The organism is Methylorubrum salsuginis, assembly GCF_900114375.1.
GTDB lineage: Bacteria > Pseudomonadota > Alphaproteobacteria > Rhizobiales > Beijerinckiaceae > Methylobacterium > Methylobacterium salsuginis.
This window is the reverse complement of sequence record NZ_FOSV01000018.1, coordinates 81,830-100,725: the sequence shown is the minus strand read 5'-3', so window position 1 is coordinate 100,725 and position 18,896 is coordinate 81,830. Positions and strand designations below refer to the sequence as shown.

Genomic DNA, 18,896 nt, shown 5'->3' with positions numbered 1-18,896 from the left:
TAGGGTCGAGACTCAATCAGCACCAGAAAGCAATGATGGCTGCCAAGGCGAGTGCTGAGGCGAAGTTGCGGGCAAGCTTATCGTAGCGGGTGGCGATCCTACGGAAGTCCTTCAGTCGGCAGAAGGTCGCCTCCACCCGCCAGCGCTCACGATAGCGTTTCTTGTCGAGCCTGATCTTGCGTTTGCGTGCGCGGGTGCCGGGGATGATCGGCGTGGTATTGCGCTCGCGCAAATCCTTTCGCAGCCAGTTGGCGTCGTAGCCTTTGTCGCCGATCAGGCGCCGGATGCGGCCGGGCGCCTCGGCTAGCACATCCGGGGCGGTCTTGACGTCGCTGGCATTGCCAGGCGTCAGAAGGAGGACCGCCGGGCGGCCCACGACGTCGACGAGCGCATGGATCTTGGTGGTCTGGCCACCACACGAAGGACCGATCGCTTGCGCCTTGGCCCCCCTTTTCCGCCTTGGGCGGAGCGGTGGGCCCTGACGTAGGTGGCGTCGATGGCGTTGGCCTCGCCGTTCCAGCCGGCCTTGACCAGCGCGGCCAGCATCGCCTTCCAGAAGCCGCGCCGGGACCAGCGGTTGAAGCGGTTGTAGACCGTGGTCGGCGGACCGTACTCCGGCGGGCAGTCGCACCAGCGGCAGCCCGTCTTCAGGACGTGGATGATACCGGAGATCACCTGCCGATCGTCGTTGCGCTCTGGACCCGGCTGGTTCTTCGGCATGAACGGTTCGATCACCGCCCACTGGGTATCCGACAGCCAGAACAAGTCCGCCATAGCGCGCCTCCCTGCCTCGAAACCAGCCATTGAACCCGCGTTCCGAAGACAGATCAATGGCTTGATGCGGTTTTGACCCTAAGGCATGTTGTTAGAACCGCGATCTCAGTTGCACGGGGTATAATCTAATTTCAATCGAGCTCACTGCGTGAAAGCCGTATATCGACCTCTCTTTCCACAAAGGTCCATTCGCGGGTTGATCGGAGATCTTTCAGCAGAGCCTCGAAATCTGCTTCATGCTCCGGCGCAAACTCGAACCAAGTCAGGAAATCGAACGGCTCTCCGAGGTCGCGACTGTGATGAAGCCTTCTGGCAATCGCTGGGAGGTAGCGAAGGCCGATCATGGTGTGCTGCGAATCCTCCTCGAAAATTGCTCGGCGCTCGTCTTGGGCCAAATCCCACCACGCTTGCGATTTCTTAATGGGGATCAGAGCCGCGGAAGTCGCGGCAGGGCGATCGAGGGACGCTTGAAGACTGCGCAGAATGGCAACTTCTTCGCGAGTGGCGTAGCGTAAATTGCTGATCGCTCCACGCAAGCGCCAAGTTACGTCAGTTGAAGCCGAAGACAGCGATTCGATATTATCGTTTCTGAGGTGAACCGAAATGCAAGCCACCTCGGGCAGTCCGGTCCCGGTCGTGGCCTCCATGTGTGTCACGCGCCATGGGCCCCTCTCGCTCCCCGTGAACTCGATCGCACTGGGCATGCTTATGGACTCCTCGCCGTTGTGGTGCTTCGCACGAGCCTCGGGTTGATCAAGGGCACGGCGTCGATCATCGGCGAGCCCCACCCAGCAAATCCGCGGCCTACGGACGAACGCGTTGCCGCATGCCGCGTCACCGGCGCCGCAAAGGCCGGTCACAAGCCCGAAAACCAGTTGTATCCCTGATCCTCCCAATATCCGCCGGGATAATCATTGGTGACCGTGATCGCCATGATGTGCTTGGGATTCTTGAACCCGAGCTTGGTTGGGATGCGCAGCTTGACCGGGAAACCGTATTTCGGCGGCAGCGGGGCCCCGGCATAGTCCAGGGCCAGGATCGTCTGAGGATGGAGCGCGCTGGGCATGTCGATGCTCGTCCAGTAATCGTCCCCGCAGTCGAAGCGGACGTAGCGGGCCGTCAGATCGGCCCCGATCCGCTCCAGGAACGTGCGGAACAGAACACCGGACCATTGCCCGATCGCGCTCCAGCCCTCCACGCAGACGTGGCGGGTGATCTGCCCCTCCTGGGGCAGCGCCCGGAGGCGGTCGAGCGTCCACGGTGCCCGGTCGGCGACCAGCCCGGCCAGTTCGAGCCGCCACGAGGCGCCGTCGATCACCCGAATCCTGCTCGCCGGATAATAGGCGTTGAACGGAAAATCCGGGGTGATGTCCGAAACGCCGAAGGTCGGCGCCAGGCGCTGGCTGTCGAACAGAGCGGCCTGGAGGCGATCGTTCAGCCGCGAAAATCCACTGAGGACGCTCTCTGTCCGAGCGTTGTCGGAAAGATCGCAGCCGCCCAGCGCGAGGCCGCCCGCGGCGACGAGGCCGCCCCGCAGGAAAAGGCGCCGGTCCGGCCGGGCAAGCCGCGTCTGATCGCGTGTGGGAACGAACGGACGGGCGCGGTCGAAGAGCTTCATGACATCACCCCGCTTTGGGGCCGAGGCGGATATCGCGGCCGACGATCATCGCCGGCAGTGTCCGCGGAACGAGGAGGACGAGGGCGAGATGCACGCCGACGAAGGCGGTGATGCCGGCCATGGCCAGGAAATGGACGATCCGCCCCTGGTCGTAGCCGCCCATCAGGACCGTGAGCGGGGCGAACTGAACGGGCTTCCAGATCGCGAGGCCGGAGAGCACGGCGACGAATCCGGCGAGCAGGACGGCCACGTAGAGAAGACGCTGCACGGCGTTGTAGACCCCCGGCCTGTGAGGAAGCCGGAACGTCAGGGCCGCCACGAGGTCGCGCCCGATCTCGGCCGGTCGAAGGGGCGTGAGGCGCCGCCGCAGGTGCCCGGAGGCAAGGCCGTAGGTCAGGTAGACCGACGCGTTGGCCACCAGCAGCCACATCGCCGCGAAGTGCCATTGCAGGGCCCCGCCCAGCCAGCCGCCCAGAGTGATCGCTTTGGGAAACGCCCAATCGCCGAAGATCGGCGAGGCGTTGTAGATGCGCCATCCGCTGGTGATCATCATCAGCATGGCGAGCGCGTTCACCCAGTGAGTGATCCGCACGACGAGGGGATGGATCGGGCGCTCGGCCCGTCGTGGGGAGGCCGACATGGCAACCTTTCTGCGCGCTGGCCGACCGACGGCTCCCCGCGGTCGAGGGTGTTTTCGGGCGGCGGAGGGCCAGCCGCCCCGACGGAGGCAATGAAGCCCGGTGCTGAAGGGAGTTCGCCGGCCGGGCGACGGGGTTACGGGCGCGGATCGATTTTTTGGGCCGGTGGGCCGCCCGTCGTCGGTTCAGGCGGTCCGATCGAGGAGGCGACCCCCGAGAAGTCCGTTGAGGCCGCCGACGACGAGGACGGCGACGAGATGGATCAGGAGATCGGTCGCGGTGGCGTCGTGGGGATGGAACGGCACCAGGAGCGTTGCGGCCGCCGCCGCCGCCGCGAGCCCGCCGAGGGCGGCCGTCAGGTTCGGCCGGAGCGGACAGGCCCGGCGCAGCATCGTCACGAGCAGAATCGACAACGGCAGCGACACGCTCATCAGGAACGCGAAGCAGCCGCGCAGCTCCTCGGGTTCGGCGAGATTGGCGGCCGGCGCGATCCAACCGCGCAGGCAGCCCAGACCGCTGAACCCGATCCAGAGGACGAGCGGCGGGAGCGGAAGCAGGGCCCAGATCGGACTGCGCCCCGGGACGCTGCTCTGGAAGGCCGCGAAGGCGGCACAGGCGGAGGTCAGGAAGGCGCAGAGTGCCGCGTAGCGCAGATCCGGCACGCCGAGGCGGGCCCACAGGCCGCTCAGATCGGCCACCGGCAGGAGGGCCGCGCCCAGAGCCAGCACCGCGCCGCACCACGCCAGGGTTCGGACGCCCGGCCCCGGCAGCCGGCGGACCGGCGTGAGCGACCGGGCCAGATCGTCGACGAGGTCGGTGACGCGCTGGTCGTGGCCGGCCGGATCAGGCATCCGTGTCCCCCTTGGCGGATGAGAGAGAGGTGCGCAGGGCCTTGAGGGCCCTGTGAAAATTGACCTTCAACGCGCCCTTGGTCCGCCCGGTAGAGGCGGACGCCTCGTCGAGCGAGAGTTCGCGCAGAGCGATCTGTTCGATCGCTTGGCGCTGTCCCTCCGGAAGCTGCGCGACCGCCGCCGCGAGGATCCGGCCGCGCTCGCCCACGTCCAGGGCCTGGCCGGGCAAGGGGCCGTCGTCGACGCCCGCCTCGTAGGCCAGTGGGTCGTGGACCTCGCGCGGGCGGCGCCCGGCCCGTCTCAACGCATCGATCGCCCGCCTCTGCGCGATCGCACGGAGCCAGGGCAGGAAGGGCCTGGACGGATCGTAGGTGGCACGGGCGCGATGAACGGTCAGCAGCGTCTCCTGAACGACGTCGTCGACGGCGGCACCCCGTACCCCCTTGGCCCGCACCATGGCGGAGATCAGGGGAACACACAGGCGCAAGAGGGCACGATAGGCCGCGGCGTCACCGTTCTGAGCCGCCGTCATGGCAGCGCGGAGCGACGCCTCTTCCGATGACGCCATCGGCTGAGCGGGCATGATCAGGGCGGTTCCGGAGGCCATGGGGGCAGGCCGCAGGAACGGGCGGCCCGGACGGGTCACCCGCACCGTGCCGTCTTCGAAAGGCTACTTCTTCATCGAGTCCTTGGCCATGCCGTCCTTCGACATGGAGTCCTTGGCCATCGAGTCCTTGGCCATCCCGTCCTTCGACATCGAGTCCTTGCTCATGCCGTCCTTGGCCATCGAATCCTTGGCCATCGTGCCTTTGGCCATGCCGTCCTTCGACATGGAATCCTTGGACATGGTCTCGGTCGCGAGCGCGGGGGCGGCCGCAAAGGTCGTGGCGAGGACGAGAGCGGAGGCGATGCGCAGGAACATGCTCATGGGGTGATCCTTCGTGGCGGTGCCGAGGGGGAGGATGGCACTGCACGGTGTTTCGCCAGCAGGCTCCTCGCGGTTACGCCTGGCGGGAAAATTTTTCGCCGCACGGCGTCCGGCCGAGGCTCCGGCATGGACCGGGGCGGCTTGCACTCTGCCCCGTGTTGCCGGCGCCGGAGCTGTTCGCTGTCCATCGGCGCCTCAGAGTTCCGGCGTGAGACGGGCGGCCCCGACGATTCGACCGTCCGATCGTTGCACGATCACGGCCACCTCCTGACCGGCAGGTGGGGCCTCGCTGAACTCCAGGGGTTTGCCCGACCACATGCCGAGCGTCCGCATGGAGCGCACGACATTGGTCTGCAGGATCGTCCGCCCTCCGTTTTCGCCCCGAGCGATCGGCGTGCGCACGGATTTGTCGAAGCCGAGGAGGATCACCTGGGCGCTCCCCACACCGGAACCGAGGCGGACGTCGATGCGATCGTTCCGGCGCGAGAGTGTCGTCGCGACCTCCGAACCGATCTCGGCCTTGGCCTGCGATACGGCCGCGGCGACCTCCGTACGGCGCGATCCCACGACGCTCCGGCATCCGTCGATCACGAGTTGCGGCGTGAAGCTTCTCTCGCCGAGGCGCCGAGCATAGTCGGCCTGCCGCTCCGTCGCGCTTTGGGAGGAGGCGGTATCCTTCCACCCGAGATGGTTCCAGTAGGTAACATGAAAACCGAGGGGCAGAAGATCGGCATCCGAGGCGAGCTCGCCGAGCAGGGCCTCGGCCGGCGGGCAGGATGAGCACCCCTGAGACGTGAACAGTTCCAGCACGACGGGTCGTGCCTGGGAGGCGCCGGACAGGAGCAGGGTCGGCAGCAGAACGGCAAGACGACGAAAGGGGCGAGGCGCCATGGTGAGCTCCGAAGGCGAACTGGTTCCATAGCGTTCGTCGGACATCGAGTTGGGTTACAGCCAATCAGAAGCTGTGCGCGAAGAACCCGCCGTTTTCCAACCGTTTTGATGTGTGTGCAGAAGCCCCATGCAGAAATCGAAATCGCGACGGGCTGATAACATCGCGCCTCGGCTCGCCATCGGCAGGATGGTCGTGTGCAGCCTGATACCTGTTCGGATTCCCGCGGTACCTAAGCGACGGAACGGCTTTGACGTATCTTTCGACAGCCCTGAAGGCCGTCGCGGCCTTGTTGACCGTGGCGACGTTTCTGCCCCTCGTGCCGACCGATCTCGGCTTCGTGCGCAGCCTGGATTTTCCTCGTCTGCAGATCGCCGTGGCCCTCAGCGCTTGTATCCTCGCGCTTCTCGTGACGTCACGGGACGCCACGGCGGTGATCTTGTCGATTGCGATGCTGGCTGCGCTAGCGCTTCAAGGCAGCCACATTCTGCCGTTCACGCCGCTCGCCGCGACCCAGGCCAAGGCGGCCGAGAGCTGCGACGCGGGCGACCGGGTCAGCCTGGTCGTGCTCAACGTGCTGCAGTCGAACCGGGACTACGGCGTCACCCTCGACCTGATCGAGAGACAGTCGCCGGACATCGTTCTGCTGCTCGAAACCAACGCCGGCTGGCAATCGGCGATGGCGCCCTTGCGCGACCGCTATCCGAACAAGGTCGAGCAGCCCCAGGATAACACTTACGGCCTGCTGTTCTACTCGCGGCTCCCGCTGCGCGATCCGACGATCCGCTTCCTTCTGCAGAAGGATGTCCCGTCGTTGCGCACCACCATCGTCCTGCCCAGCGGGGAGGCCGTCACCTTCCACGGGCTGCACCCGCGGCCACCCCATCCGGGCCACAGCAGCGCACCGCGCGACGGCGAACTCGTAATGGTGGCCCGAGAGGTCGCCCGGACCAAGGGGCCGACCATCGTGGCCGGCGACCTCAACGATGTGGCTTGGTCGCGCACCAACCAGCTTTTCCAGAATCTCAGCGGCCTGCTCGATCCCCGCCAGGGACGTGGCCTCTTCGCGACGTTCCATGCGCAGTACCCGTTCGCGCGCTGGCCCCTCGACCACATCTTCTTCAGCGAGCACTTCCTGCTCGTCGACATGGAACGCCTGGACGACGTCGGCTCGGACCACTTTCCGATCACGGTCAGCCTTTGCCGCGCGCCGCACGCACCCGCACGACATGACGCCCCGACGGCCTCGGAGAAGGATCACCGCGACGCCAAGGAAGCCATCGAGGCGGTGCGTTGATGGCGGGGGCGTAGGTCACTCATGCGGCTCCGCGCGCCGAGCCACACCGCTGCGACGACATCCATGGCTGCGAGAGAGGGAGCGAGCGCGCCGATGGAACGCAATCGGTGCAGGAACGTCACTTCCCGTCACGTCGAGACGAGAACAGGTGTCATGAGAGCATGAGCGGGACGGCGGAACGGCCGGACGAAACCAGAGGGGCGCGGGATCTGCATCCGCGCAAGTTCGACTTGCTGAATCTGACCCTGGTCGACGTGAACGGTGGGCTCCGGCCCTACCTCAACGTCTTCCTGCTCGTCCATCGGGAATGGAGCGCGACGACGGTCGGGTTGGTGACCACCATCGCGGGTCTCATTGGGGTCGGCCTGCAGGCCCCCCTCGGCGCCGTCATCGACGCAGCGCGCGACAAGCGAATGGCCATCGTGGCCGCCCTGCTGGCGGCGTCGATCGGGGCCGCGGTGATCGCGATTTGGCCGCAGTTCTGGCCGGTGCTGGTGGCGTTCACGGTGCTGACCGCGGCGGGCAGCAGCTTCACCCCGACCGTCGCCGGACTTACGCTCGGCATCTTTCCGAAGGCGCGCCTCTCGCGCCGCATGGGCCGCAACAGCGCGTGGTACCGCGGCGGCAACGTCTGCATTGCCGTCCTGATCGCCCTGGTAGGGTACGGCTTCCCGGACCGGAGCGTCTTCTTCCTGGTTCCTGCCTTGTCGCTCGCCGCCGCCGCGGCGGTGCTGTCCATCCCACGCGACATCGTCGGGCAAGAGCTCGCCGAGGAGGTGAAGCCCAAGGCGAAGGGCGGCGCCGCGCTCAAGGTGCTGCTCGGCAACCGTCCCCTTCTCGTCTTCGCAGCGTCGATCTTCCTGTTTCAGCTGGCGAACGGACCTATGGCTTCACTCGTCGCCCAGAAGATCTCGCTGGCGCACGAGAACTGGTCGGCCGCGATTACGTCAACGACCATCATCGCAGCCCAGGTAGTGATGCTGCCCATGGCCATCATGGTCGGGCGCTTCGCCGACGGCTGGGGGCGCAAGCCTATCATCCTGTTCGCGTTCGCGATGCTGCCCGTCCGGGCGCTGCTTTACACCGTGTCCGACGACGCCATCTGGCTCTTCGCGGTCCAGTCCTTGGAGGGCGTAAGCACCGGCCTCTACAGCGCCATCAAGCCGCTGATGATCGCCGATTTCATGGAGGACAAGAGCCGCTACAACCTCGCCTCGGGGGCCATCGCGACCATCCAGGGGGTCGCCATTGCCCTCTCGAACGTGCTTGCCGGCAGCATCGTCGACCTCAGCGGGTTCACCGCGGCATTCCTCGTATCCAGCGCCATCGGAACCGCCGCAGCCCTCTTGCTGACCCGGATGGCTGAACCGTCGAGCGCGCGATCCTGATGGGAACGAGCGGCCCGCCCGGCATCGTCTTCGTGTCGTGTTGCCTGATGCGAGACAGTGCCGGAACGAGGTGGCTCTGCAGGCGTGACGCTTACGGCGGTCCAGGCCTCGGGCCGGGAAAACGGGGTCTTCGCACCCCGCGCCCAGGGCGAAGCGGGTAACGGTCTTCACCTGCCACGGTTGATCTCGCCTGCGATGTCGCACTGGCTTGAACTCAGTCAAGCTCGTGCGATGTCCGGCGCATGACCGGACGCGCCCCCGACACACTGTTCTGCCTTCACTTTCTCGGCGGAAGCGCCCGGACGTGGACTCCTCTCGTCGAGGCTTTGGCCGGGGCCATGCGGGTCGTCCCCCTCGACCTGCCCGGCTTCGGCGACGCCCGCGAAGAAAGCGGATACAGCGTCGATGCGATGGCCGACAGGATCGCCGGGGCCATCGCGGCCCGATCCGGCCCCTATCGTCTCGCCGGTCACAGCATGGGCGCCAAGGTCGCCCTCACCCTCGCCCGCCGGGCGGAGGACGGGGATACACACCTTGCCGGGCTGAGCGGCCTCGTGCTGGTCTCAGGCTCGCCGCCGAGCCCGGAGCCGATCCCGGAAGACCGGCGTAGCCGGATGCTGTCGTGGATCGATGCCGATTCCGAGACTCGTGCCAGGGAAGCTCGCAAGTTCGTTCAGGCCAATGTCGGCGCCTCCCTTCCGTCCGACCTCGAAGACTTGGCGACGGACGACGTGCTCCGGGCCGCGCCCGCGGCCTGGAAGGCGTGGCTCGACTCCGGTGCCCGCGAGGATCTCTGCCGCCGGGTCGGCGTGCTGCGTACCCCTGCGCTGGTCTTGGCCGGCAGCGCGGATGCCGATCTCGGCCCGGACGCGCAGGCGGCGCTGACCCTGCCTCACCTCGCCCACGGCCACCTCGCCACCGTCGACGGCGTCGGCCACCTGCTCCCGCTCGAGAAGCCGGACGCGCTCGCGCGGGCGATCCTCGATCATGCCGCCGGGCCGAGCGAGCCCCGCGCAGCCCCGCCCACGATTCCCCCGGGCTACGCCGACTTGATCGCCAGCGACCGGGTGAATTCCCGGCTGCGCTCGGCCCTGAACGAGCGGGCCGCGGCCGACGACCCGGCCTATGCCCCGCAGGCCCTCGATCCGGTGGAACTCGCGATCCTGCGGGCGGTCTTCGCGCGGGTCCTGCCGGTCGCCGGCCTCGATGCCGCGGCGCGGGTCGATGCACGCCTCGCCGCCGGCAGGGGCGACGGTTGGCGATTCATCGCCCTGCCCGCGGACGACGAGGCGTATCGCGCCGCCCTGCGCACCCTCGACGCCGCCTCCCGTGCAACGCATGAGCGCCCCTTCGTCGTCCTCGCCGGGGACCGGCAGGACGCGCTTCTGACCCTCGCGCAGAAGGGCGAGCTCGCAGTGCCGCCCGCCCTCGGCGGGAGGCTCGACGCCGACCGGATGCGGTTCTGGTTCGAGGATGCACGGGCCGATGCCGCCCGCCTCTATCTGTCCCACCCGGCCGCCCTCGCGCGGCTCGGCTTCTCCGGCATCGGGGCGGGGGGCGACAGCCCTGCTCCCATCGCCCGGGGTCTGCCGGGCTTTACCAACACGCGCCTCGATACGCCCGAGCCCTGGGAGCCCAAGCCCTGGAAGCCCGAGCCTTCGAAGCCCTTGGCCGAGGAGTCCGCACGATGAATCTCGACGCGATGCGGACCCATTCCGAGGACGAGACGGTCGATGCCGTCGTCATCGGCACCGGGGCGGGGGGCGCGCCCGTCCTCGCCATCCTCGCGGCGGCGGGCCTGAAGGTCGTCGCCCTGGAGGCCGGGCCGAACTTCACGCCGGAGACATTCGCCTTCGACGAGACCCTTGCCGAGGAGATTTACTGGACGGAGGAGCGTCTCAGCGGCGGCTCTACGCCCGAGGCGTTCGGCGGGAACAACAGCGGCACCGGCGTCGGCGGCTCGATGCTGCACTGGGGCGCCTTCGTCCCCCGGGCCGATGCCCGCGACCTGCGGCTGCACACCGAGACCGGTGAGGGCGTCGACTGGCCGATTTCGCACGGCGAGTTGCGGCCGTTCTACGAGCGGGTGGAAGCGTTCCTCGGCGTATCGGGGCCGCGGAGCTACCCGTGGGATGCCGAGCGCCGGTATCCCCTTCCCCCGGTGCTTCGCAACGGCCCGGCCGAGCTGATGGCCGGGGCCTGCGAGGCCCGGGGCATCCGCTGGGCCGACGCGCCGGCGGCGGTCGTCTCCCGGGATTTCGAGTCCGAGGGCGGGCCGGTGCGCCAGGGCTGCATCAATTGCGGCTTCTGCCACCAGGGCTGCCGCACCGGCGCCAAGGCGAGCATGGACGTCACCTACCTGCCGCTCGCCGTCTCCCACGGCGCCGAGATCCGGCCGGAGAGCTTCGCCCACGGCTTCGAGCGGGATCGGGACGGCCGCATCGCGGCGGTACTCTACATGAAGGATGGGCGAGAGCGCCGCCAGCGCTGCCGGGCAGTCTTTCTCTGCGCGGGTGCCGTCGAGACGCCGCGCCTCCTCCTGCACACCGGCCTCGCCAACGGCAGCGGGCAGGTCGGTCGCAACTACATGGGCCATGTCGCGACGCAGGTCTGGGGCACCTTCGATCACGAGGTGCGGATGAACCGGGGCTACCCCTCCTCCCTCATCACCGAGGATTTCATCCGCCCGGAGGACGCGGACTTCGCGGGGGGCTACCTGATCCAGAGTCTCGGCGTGGTTCCCGTGACCTTCGCGAACGCCGTCGCCCGCGGCCGCGGCCTGTGGGGGCAGCCGCTCCTCGACTATCTCGGGCGCTACAACCACCTCGCGGGGATCGGCATCAACGGCGAGACGCTGCCCTGCGACGCCAACGTTCTCGCCCTCTCCGACGAGACCGACGCCCGCGGGATGCGCAAGGCGCGGATCGATTTCGGCTACAGCACCAACGAGAACCGGCTGAACGTGCACGCCACGAAGGTCATGCGCGACCTCTGGGAGGCGGCCGGCGCCAAGGACGTCTGGGTGCTGGAGCGCGTCGCCCACACCCTCGGCACCTGTCGGATGGGCCACGACGGCGACACGGCGGTCGTCGATCCGTACGGGCGCAGCTTCGAGATCGACAACCTCTGGATCAGCGACGGCTCGACCTTCCCGAGTTCGCTCGCCGCGAACCCGGCCCTGACGATCATGGCGTTGGCGCTGCGGACGGCGGAGCGGTTCCTGGCGGTGGGGCGCTCCAGCGCTTGAAGTGCTCCGACGACATCGCGCGGTCGAAGCCGGCTCGCTCTGGGGCTTGGAGGTAGGAAGAACGCGAACGGTTTGAATAGGGCCACGTTGCGGAACGGGGTTGCCTCACCTCGACGCAACCCCGAGCGAACCGGACGTTCGCGCAGGGTGCGACGCATACCGGCTTTTCGCCCATTCTGATGCTCTAGGCAGCCTCCCGCGCAAGGTCAGGCAGGTCCGCCCCGGCCTCGATCTCGGCCGCCGAGGGCAGACGGCCGAGACCGAGCAGGTGCAGGAATGCCGTGAAGGCACTGTTGCGACCGATGCTGCAGGCGGCCGTCACCCTGTCGCCCGTGACGTAGTAGGCGATGAAGTCGAGGGCGGCAGGATCGCCCTGCATCACGATCCGGTCGAACCCTTCGGCGTATCCGCCGTAATCGAGGCGCTTGTCGCCCTGGTTGCTCCAGAAGAACGGAGCGCCCGCGAACACGCCGCTCCGGCCGAGGATAGCATGGGCGACATGCGTGCCGTGCTGCTGCGCGAGACGCCAATGTTCGATCCGCGCGGTCTGGCCACTCGACGTCTCGGGGAAGGCGGCGATATCGCCCGCGATCCAGATACCCTCCGCGAGCTTGAGGTCGCCGGGGACCGCGAGGCCGCCGGCCTCGTCGAGCTCGACGTCCGCGATCAGGCTGGTTTCCGGCTTGGCGCCAGCGCCGACGAGAACGATGTCGGCCGAAAAGCGCCGTCCGTCCTCCGTCTCGACGGCTTCGACGTGGCTGGTGCCGACGATCCTGGCGACGGAGCCGGTCTCGAAGGTGATGCCGTTACCGGCATGGTACCGCTTGAGCGCCGTGCCGACCACTTCGCCGAAGCGCTTGGCGAAGGGCGTTTCCTCGCGCGCCAGCACGGTGACGGACAGCCCGCGCTTCGTGAGGAACGCGGCAGCCTCCATGCCGATGAAGCCGGCGCCCACCACGACGACGGACCCGCCGCCCTCGCCTGCCGCCTCGCTCACATGCAGCGCGTCGTCGAGGCTGCGCAGGGTGAACACCCCGCCGAGGTCCTTGCCGGGGAAGTCCGGCACCACCGCCCGGCTTCCGGTGGCGACGAGGATCGCGTCCGCGCTCAAGGTCCGGCCGTCCTCCAGGGTGATATTGCGTCGCGTGGGATCGACCCTGGCGACCTGTGCGGTGATGCGTTCGACCTTGTTGATCCCGTCGAAATCGGGCTCGATCAGCATCTTCTCCGGCGGGGTGGGCTTGGCCAGGAACTGCTTGGAGAGCTTGGTCCGGTCGTAGGGCGGGTATGCTTCGCGACCGACCATGGTGATGGGCCCGTCATAGCCTTCGCGGCGCAGCGTCTTCACGCAGGCGACGGCTGCGGCACCGGAGCCTACGATGAGCACGTTCCTCACAGTCGCGCCCGCCGTCTTCGTCGGCGCCGGCTCCGGCGTGAGGGTCGCGACGGCTTCGGACCCCTCGATGCGGACCGGGTAGCGCGTCAGGGCATCGAGGGCCGGCGGCTCTTCGAGGCTTCCGTCAGCCAGCGCGAAGGCGGCCTTGTGCCAGGGGCAGTAGAGGCGTCCGCCGCAGATCTCGCCCTTGGCGAGCGGTGCCCCGAGATGCGGGCACTTGGCCTGGAACGCCCGCACGCCGGAGGCGTCGCGCACGAACAGCACCTTTTCGTCCCCGGCCGATCCCTCCTTCATACCCCCCATCGGGATCGCGTCGAGGGCAAGGCGGATCTCGGTTCCGGGCATGGCTGGCGTCCCTTTTGGCGAGCGCCATCGCGCCCGGCCTATCAAAGCGCCGAACCTGTTCCAGTTGCCTCCTGCCCGGCCAGGAACACGGTAGAAGGCGACCCCCGAGATCGCTTCGGGCATCCGCCGAAGTCGTCCGGTTGCGCCGCGACCGCACGGTCATCGGGGCGCTTCTGAAGAGCATACAGCGACGGCGCATTCCTTGCAGGACAAAGCTCGAACCACAGGATCGAACGCCTAAGCCGATCGGACGTCCGCTTGTGGGCCTGATAGGAATCCCCTGCGATGGTGCAATCGGGTCGGAGGCGGAACGTCCGCTTAGGGGGAGGGTCAGAGTCCGCTCCCCACCCCAACCGCGGTCCTTCCACCTAATGAGGCCTATGTCGGGAAATCGACCGTTTTCCAGCACCGCACTCGGCTCGTTTTGCTGATAGGTCAGCGCGGCTGCAGCCCTATCAGTGCCCCGCAGGCAACCTTCGATGCTTCGATCGTCGCCGTGACGCACATTCCAGGAAATTGAACCTGCGGCAGACCCGCCAGCGCTGGCTTGGCGAACAGGTAGCCCTGGAACAGGCGAATGCCGGCCGCGCGCAACGCCATCAGTTCGGCATCCGTCTCGACACCTTCGGCCAGGATCGTAATGCCGAGTTCCCGCGCGATGGTTGCAACCCCAGCAACGATGATCTGACGGGCTGGTGAGTTTGGGATGCCGCGGATCAACTCCATATCGAGTTTAATTAAGTCGGGCTGGAAACTCGCCAGAAGATTGAGGCCAGCGCACCCGGCACCGAAGTCGTCCAGCGCCGTCAGGAAGCCCTGCTTGCGGTATTCGGTGACGATCCGCTGCACATGACCGACATTGAGCATGCGCTCGTTTTCGGGGAATTCAAACATCAGCTGATGGTTGGTGACCTTGCCCCCTGTTTGCCCCCGTTCATAACCAGAGTCCGTTCTGGTTCTGGTCCTGTTTGGACCGGGTTGCAAACGCGTTCGGGGTGAGCCCACCGAGGCTCGTGTGAGGGCGGCAGGTGTTGTAGTCGACCCGCCACGCCTCGATGATGGTCCGGGCCGCCGGCAGGCTCCGGAACAGATGCTCGTTCAGGCACTCGTCGCGCAAGCGCCCATTCAGGCTTTCGACAAAACCGTTCTGCTGCGGCTTGCCGGGGGCGATGTAGTGCCACTGGACCGCACGCTCCTCCTGCCAGCGCAGGATCGCGTGCGAGGTCAGCTCGGTGCCGTTGTCCGAGACGATCATCAGCGGCTTGCCCCGGTCCGCGAGGATCCGGTCGAGTTCGCGCGCGACGCGCTGGCCGGACAGCGACGTGTCGACCACCAGCGCCAGGCACTCCCGCGTGCAGTCATCGACCACGACCAGGATGCGGAAGCGCCGACCGTCGTCGAGCGTGTCGGAGACGAAGTCGAGGCTCCAGCGCTGGTTCGGCTCCTGCGGCACGGCGGCCGGTGCCCGCGTGCCAAGGGCTCGTTTGCGCCCACCCCGCCTGCGCACGGACAGCCGCTCCTCCCGATAGAGGCGGAACAGCTTCTTGTGGTTCAGCGTGAGGCCCTCCCGTCGCGAGCCGAGATGAGCAGGCGCCGGTAGCCGAACCGGCGGCGCTCGCCGGCCAGGCTGCGCAGGCGCACCCGTACGGCTGCATCGTCACCGCGGGTCGAGGCGTAGCGGTACGTCTTCGGCTCCAGGCCGATCAGCCCGCAGGCACGACGCTGCGAATAGCCCTTTTCCTCGATGGCCCAGTTCACGGCCGCTCTCCGTGCGCCGGGCGTCAGAAGTTTTTTCCCAGCGCCTCACGCAGCGTGGCCACGTCGAGCATCGCTTCGGCCAGGAGCTTCTTGAGCTTGCGGTTCTCCTCATCGAGCGCCTTCAGACGCCGCGCGTCCGAGACCTCCATGCCGCCGAAGCGCGAGCGCCACGTGTAGAACGTCGCGTCGCTGATGCCGTGGCGGCGACAGATCTCAGACACCGGAAGCCCGGCCTGCTGCTCCTTCAGGACGCCGATGATCTGCTCTTCGCTGAACCGGCTCTTCTTCATCGTCCGTCTCCTGCTCGACGGACCCTAGCTTCAGAACGAGGGCAGGCCAGGGGGCAAGGTCACCTCGAACCGCTACTTTCGACTCGTTGCAGGCATTCGTGCCACATCCGCCGAAGGTCCGGATGGGGCACAAAGCTGATGTCCAACGCCCGCCATCCGAACCCGTGCTTCCGGCTACCGAACGGACTTTTGATCTTCGCACCGTTGGACGGAGCTGCCCTTCGACGGAACGACAGTGTAGGCATTCTCGAAACCATCGGCCGCGGCATTCGGAGGCGATACCATGGGCGGATCGACGGTTCGTCTCAGCACGCTGGCGCATGGCGGCGGCTGCGGCTGCAAGCTCGATCCGGGGGTGCTGCGGGGCCTGCTGGCGGACCAGCCGATGGCCGGCCCGTTCGAGCGCCTGCTCGTCGGCAACGAGACCTCCGACGACGCTGCCGTCTGGGCGCTCGACGACGGCACCTGCGTCATCGCCACGACCGACTTCTTCACGCCAATGGTCGACGACGGCTTCGATTTCGGCCGCATCGCCGCGACCAACGCGATCTCCGACATCTACGCCATGGGCGGCAAGCCCATCATGGCGCTCGCCATCCTCGGCATGCCGGTGGGCAAGATTTCATCCGAGATCGTCGCGCAGATCCTTAAGGGTGGCGCGAGCCTGTGCGCCGAGGCCGGCATCCCGGTGGCGGGCGGGCATTCCATCGACACGCCCGAGCCGATCTACGGATTGGCCGTCATCGGCACCTGCCGCCGCGAGGAGGTGCGCCGCAACGCCGACGCGCGGGCCGGCGACGCGCTGATCCTGACGAAGCCGCTGGGCGTCGGGGTCTATTCCGCGGCGATCCGGCGCGAAGCGCTGCCGGAAGGCGGCTACGACGAGTTCATCGCGACGACGACGCGGCTCAACCGCATCGGCACCGAACTCGCCCGCGACCCGAACGTGCATGCGCTCACCGACGTGACCGGCTTCGGCTTTTTGGGCCACGGGCTCGAACTCGCCCGCGGGTCGGACGTGAGCGTGGTGATCGAGGCCGATGCCGTGCCGCTGCTCGCCCATGCCGAGGCTCTTGCCCGAGACGGCTTCGTTACCGGCGCCTCGCGCCGCAACTGGGCGGCCTACGGCGAGGCTGTCACCTTACCGGCCGACTTTTCGGAGTGGCGCCGCCACCTGCTGACCGACCCGCAGACCTCGGGCGGCCTGCTCGTGTCTTGCGCGGCCGAGCGCGCCGAGACGATACTTTCCACCATCCGCGATGCTGGCTTCGCGCAGGCTGCCATCGTCGGTCGCATCGAAACAGGTCCGCCCGTCATCGCGGTCGTCTGATCGGCGGAAGCGCGGCCGCTCAGGTCTTCGGCCCTGCCGCGATCGCGTCGAGAACGATCCCCTCGGTCAGGATCTGCGGCAGCACCCGCGCCTCGCCGCGGTCGCGATAGACTAGGTAGAGCGGCACGCCGCTGCGCCCGTGCCGCTCCAGCAGGCGGGTGATCTCCGGATTCTGGTTGGTCCAGTCGCCCTTGAGATAGGCGACGTTGCCGGCCTTGAAGGCGGCCTGCACGCCCGCGCGGTCCAGCACAGTGCGCTCGTTGACCTGGCAGGTGATGCACCACGCCGCCGTCATGTCGACGAACACTGTCCGCCCGCCCTCGCGCAGGCTGTCGAGGCGGGCCTGGGTGAAGGGCTCGACCCCCTCGGCCACCGCGCCGCGCGCACCTGTCGCCCGGTCCCGGTCGCTCAGCACGGCGAGGCCGACGGTCGCGGCCAGCGCCGCAGCGGCGACCGCGCGGCCCAGGAGGCCGCCGACCCGCCCGGCGAAGCGGGCCCGCTCCCAGGTCCAGGCGGCCAGCCCGACCATGACGAGGCCGACGAGCGCGGCGAGCAGGCCGTTCGGCCCGACCTGCTGGGCCAGCACCCAGATCAGCCACGCGACCGTGGCGTAGAGCGGGAAGGCGAGCGCACCTTTCAGGGTATCCATCCAGGCGCCGGGGCGCGGCAGGAGGCGCACCGCGCCGGGATACAGCGTCAGCGCCAGGAACGGCAGGGCGAGCCCGAGGCCGAGGCTCGCGAAGACCGACAACCCGACGAGCGGCCCCTGCGTCAGCGCGAAGCCGACCGCGGCGCCCATGAAGGGGGCCGTGCAGGGCGTCGCCACGAGGGTCGCCAGCACGCCGGTGAAGAACGAGCCCTGGTAGCCCCCGCGCCGGGTCAGCCCGTCGCCCAGCCCACTGATGCCGCCGCCGACATGCACGACGCCGGACAGGCTCAGCCCCATGGCGAGGATGCCGTAGGCCAGCGCCGCGACCACGAGCGGCGACTGCAACTGGAAGCCCCAGCCGATCGTCGCCCCGCCAGCCTTCAGGGCGATGAGCGTGCCGGCGAGCGCCAGGAAGCTCCCCAGCACCCCGGCGGTATAGGCCAGCCCGTGAACGCGGATGCGCGTCGGCGACTGGCCGGCCTGCTTGACCAGGCTCAGCACCTTGATCGAGAGCACCGGAAAGACGCAGGGCATCAGGTTGAGGACGAGGCCGCCGATGAGGGCGAGGCCGATCGCGCTCCACAGCGTCAGGACCTCCTCCGCCGCTGCCGCCCCGCCCCCCAGCGCAGCGGGCCCCGCGGGCGCTGCCTCGCCGATCGTGAAGGCGCGGCGGGTGCCGTCCTCGGTGTAGGTCAGCACGCCGGGAACCGTCGCCAAGTCGGCGCCGCCCTCGCCCGGCTTGAGCGCGAGATGCAGCCCCGACGCGTCGACGCGCCGATCCTGCGGCGCGGCGTTGTCGAGCGCGGTCTCGGCGTAGGGGAAGAACGCCGCCGCGCTCACCGCTTCCGGCTTGAGGTCGGTCGCCGCGTAGGTGAGGACGATCCGCTCGCCCTCGCGCGCGAACCGCACCGGCACGGGCGCCTCGATCGGCAGGGATTGTCGCGCCGCAGCGAACAGGGGCGCCTTGTCCGGATCGGGCTCGGCCGCCGCGGCTACCGGCAGGGTCAGGCTCAGTTCGGTCGAGCCGGGGATGCAGATCTCCTCACAGACGAGGTAGGACAGGGTGCCACCGAGCGTGGCCGCACTGCCGGGCGCGAGCGTGCCCGGCACGCTCAGGGGCACGAGCAGGACGGTCTCGCCCTCGTAGCCGTAGTTCATCAGGTGCTGCACGGGGATGCGCTCGGGCACCGGCCACTGGAAGGCGCCCGCCGAAACGCCCTCGGGTAGGCGCCATGCCATCTCCGGCGGCAGGCCTGAATCGCCGGGATTGCGCCAGTAGACGTGCCAGCCCGGCTTCATCTTCAGGCGGATGCCGAGCGACGCCGTGGCGCCCGGAACCAACGCCTTCGCCTCGGACACCAGTTCGGCCCGCACCAGATCCTTGGCCGCAGCGGACGACTGGGCCGCGGCGGGACCGGCAACGAGACAGCCGATCGCGGCGACGAGGGCCCAAAGACGACGCGCTGCGCTCATGCGGATGCCTCCGTGTTCTCACGTC

Annotated in this window: 15 protein-coding genes and 2 pseudogenes; 5 read left to right on the top strand and 12 right to left on the bottom strand. The window is 68.2% G+C overall.

Annotated elements, in window-relative coordinates; genetic code table 11:
- Window positions 1-16: 16 nt before the first annotated feature.
- From BM140_RS18900 to BM140_RS18865, 8 genes are all read right to left on the bottom strand, one after another.
- Window positions 17-774 (bottom strand): IS5 family transposase gene (locus BM140_RS18900; RefSeq protein ID WP_091949951.1). Its coding sequence is split into 2 segments (ribosomal slippage): window positions 17-444 and window positions 444-774, totalling 759 coding nucleotides; the frame shifts between segments, so codons are not numbered across the junction.
- A gap of 131 nt (window positions 775-905) precedes the next feature.
- Window positions 906-1,421 carry a chlorite dismutase family protein gene (locus tag BM140_RS18895; RefSeq protein WP_244535501.1) on the bottom strand — a complete coding sequence of 172 codons (516 nt, stop codon included), beginning with the start codon at window positions 1,419-1,421 and terminating at the stop codon, window positions 906-908.
- A gap of 209 nt (window positions 1,422-1,630) precedes the next feature.
- Window positions 1,631-2,392: a molybdopterin-dependent oxidoreductase gene (locus BM140_RS18890; RefSeq protein WP_091949946.1), complete on the bottom strand. Its 762-nt coding sequence runs from the start codon at window positions 2,390-2,392 to the stop codon at window positions 1,631-1,633.
- A gap of 4 nt (window positions 2,393-2,396) precedes the next feature.
- Window positions 2,397-3,032 carry a cytochrome b/b6 domain-containing protein gene (locus BM140_RS18885; RefSeq protein ID WP_091949944.1) on the bottom strand — a complete coding sequence of 212 codons (636 nt, stop codon included), beginning with the start codon at window positions 3,030-3,032 and terminating at the stop codon, window positions 2,397-2,399.
- A 183-nt stretch (window positions 3,033-3,215) separates the two neighbouring features.
- Window positions 3,216-3,881 carry an NrsF family protein gene (locus tag BM140_RS18880; protein WP_091949942.1) on the bottom strand — a complete coding sequence of 222 codons (666 nt, stop codon included), beginning with the start codon at window positions 3,879-3,881 and terminating at the stop codon, window positions 3,216-3,218.
- On the bottom strand, window positions 3,874-4,464 hold the full coding sequence (locus tag BM140_RS18875) for a sigma-70 family RNA polymerase sigma factor (protein WP_244535500.1): 591 nt from the start codon (window positions 4,462-4,464) through the stop codon (window positions 3,874-3,876). The genes BM140_RS18880 and BM140_RS18875 overlap by 8 nt, the downstream gene beginning before the upstream one ends.
- A gap of 87 nt (window positions 4,465-4,551) precedes the next feature.
- Entirely contained in the window at window positions 4,552-4,809 is a 258-nt protein-coding gene (locus BM140_RS18870; RefSeq protein WP_091949940.1) for a pentapeptide MXKDX repeat protein, read from the bottom strand.
- A gap of 195 nt (window positions 4,810-5,004) precedes the next feature.
- The gene (locus BM140_RS18865; protein ID WP_244535499.1) at window positions 5,005-5,745 is read right to left on the bottom strand and encodes a DUF1223 domain-containing protein; all 741 of its coding nucleotides are present in this window, start codon (window positions 5,743-5,745) and stop codon (window positions 5,005-5,007) included.
- 203 nt (window positions 5,746-5,948) lie between these two features.
- Between BM140_RS18865 and BM140_RS18860 the strand changes: the two genes are divergently transcribed.
- The 4 genes from BM140_RS18860 (at window position 5,949) to BM140_RS18845 (ending at window position 11,630) form a co-directional block, all read left to right on the top strand.
- Window positions 5,949-6,995, top strand: coding sequence for an endonuclease/exonuclease/phosphatase family protein (locus BM140_RS18860; RefSeq protein WP_091949938.1), 1,047 nt, complete (start codon window positions 5,949-5,951; stop codon window positions 6,993-6,995).
- 161 nt (window positions 6,996-7,156) lie between these two features.
- On the top strand, window positions 7,157-8,383 hold the full coding sequence (locus BM140_RS18855; RefSeq protein ID WP_091949936.1) for an MFS transporter: 1,227 nt from the start codon (window positions 7,157-7,159) through the stop codon (window positions 8,381-8,383).
- A 242-nt stretch (window positions 8,384-8,625) separates the two neighbouring features.
- On the top strand, window positions 8,626-10,074 hold the full coding sequence (locus BM140_RS18850) for an alpha/beta hydrolase (RefSeq protein ID WP_091949934.1): 1,449 nt from the start codon (window positions 8,626-8,628) through the stop codon (window positions 10,072-10,074).
- The gene (locus BM140_RS18845; RefSeq protein ID WP_091949932.1) at window positions 10,071-11,630 is read left to right on the top strand and encodes a GMC family oxidoreductase; all 1,560 of its coding nucleotides are present in this window, start codon (window positions 10,071-10,073) and stop codon (window positions 11,628-11,630) included. The genes BM140_RS18850 and BM140_RS18845 overlap by 4 nt, the downstream gene beginning before the upstream one ends.
- 184 nt (window positions 11,631-11,814) lie before the next feature.
- Here the strand turns inward: BM140_RS18845 and BM140_RS18840 are convergent, their stop codons facing one another.
- The 3 genes and pseudogenes from BM140_RS18840 to BM140_RS18830 all read right to left on the bottom strand — a co-directional run bounded on the left by BM140_RS18840 (window position 11,815) and on the right by BM140_RS18830 (window position 15,419).
- Window positions 11,815-13,371, bottom strand: a complete 1,557-nt coding sequence (locus BM140_RS18840; protein WP_091949930.1) for an FAD-dependent oxidoreductase — start codon at window positions 13,369-13,371, stop codon at window positions 11,815-11,817.
- A gap of 435 nt (window positions 13,372-13,806) precedes the next feature.
- A pseudogene (locus BM140_RS18835) lies at window positions 13,807-14,271 on the bottom strand (EAL domain-containing protein); the annotation flags it as partial.
- A 34-nt stretch (window positions 14,272-14,305) separates the two neighbouring features.
- Window positions 14,306-15,419: pseudogene (locus tag BM140_RS18830) on the bottom strand (IS3 family transposase).
- 283 nt (window positions 15,420-15,702) lie between these two features.
- Here BM140_RS18830 and selD point away from each other — a divergent pair.
- Window positions 15,703-16,749: a selenide, water dikinase SelD gene (gene selD, locus BM140_RS18825; RefSeq protein ID WP_091949926.1), complete on the top strand. Its 1,047-nt coding sequence runs from the start codon at window positions 15,703-15,705 to the stop codon at window positions 16,747-16,749.
- A gap of 19 nt (window positions 16,750-16,768) precedes the next feature.
- Here the strand turns inward: selD and BM140_RS18820 are convergent, their stop codons facing one another.
- On the bottom strand, window positions 16,769-18,871 hold the full coding sequence (locus BM140_RS18820; RefSeq protein WP_091949924.1) for a protein-disulfide reductase DsbD family protein: 2,103 nt from the start codon (window positions 18,869-18,871) through the stop codon (window positions 16,769-16,771).
- Window positions 18,872-18,896: the final 25 nt, after the last annotated feature.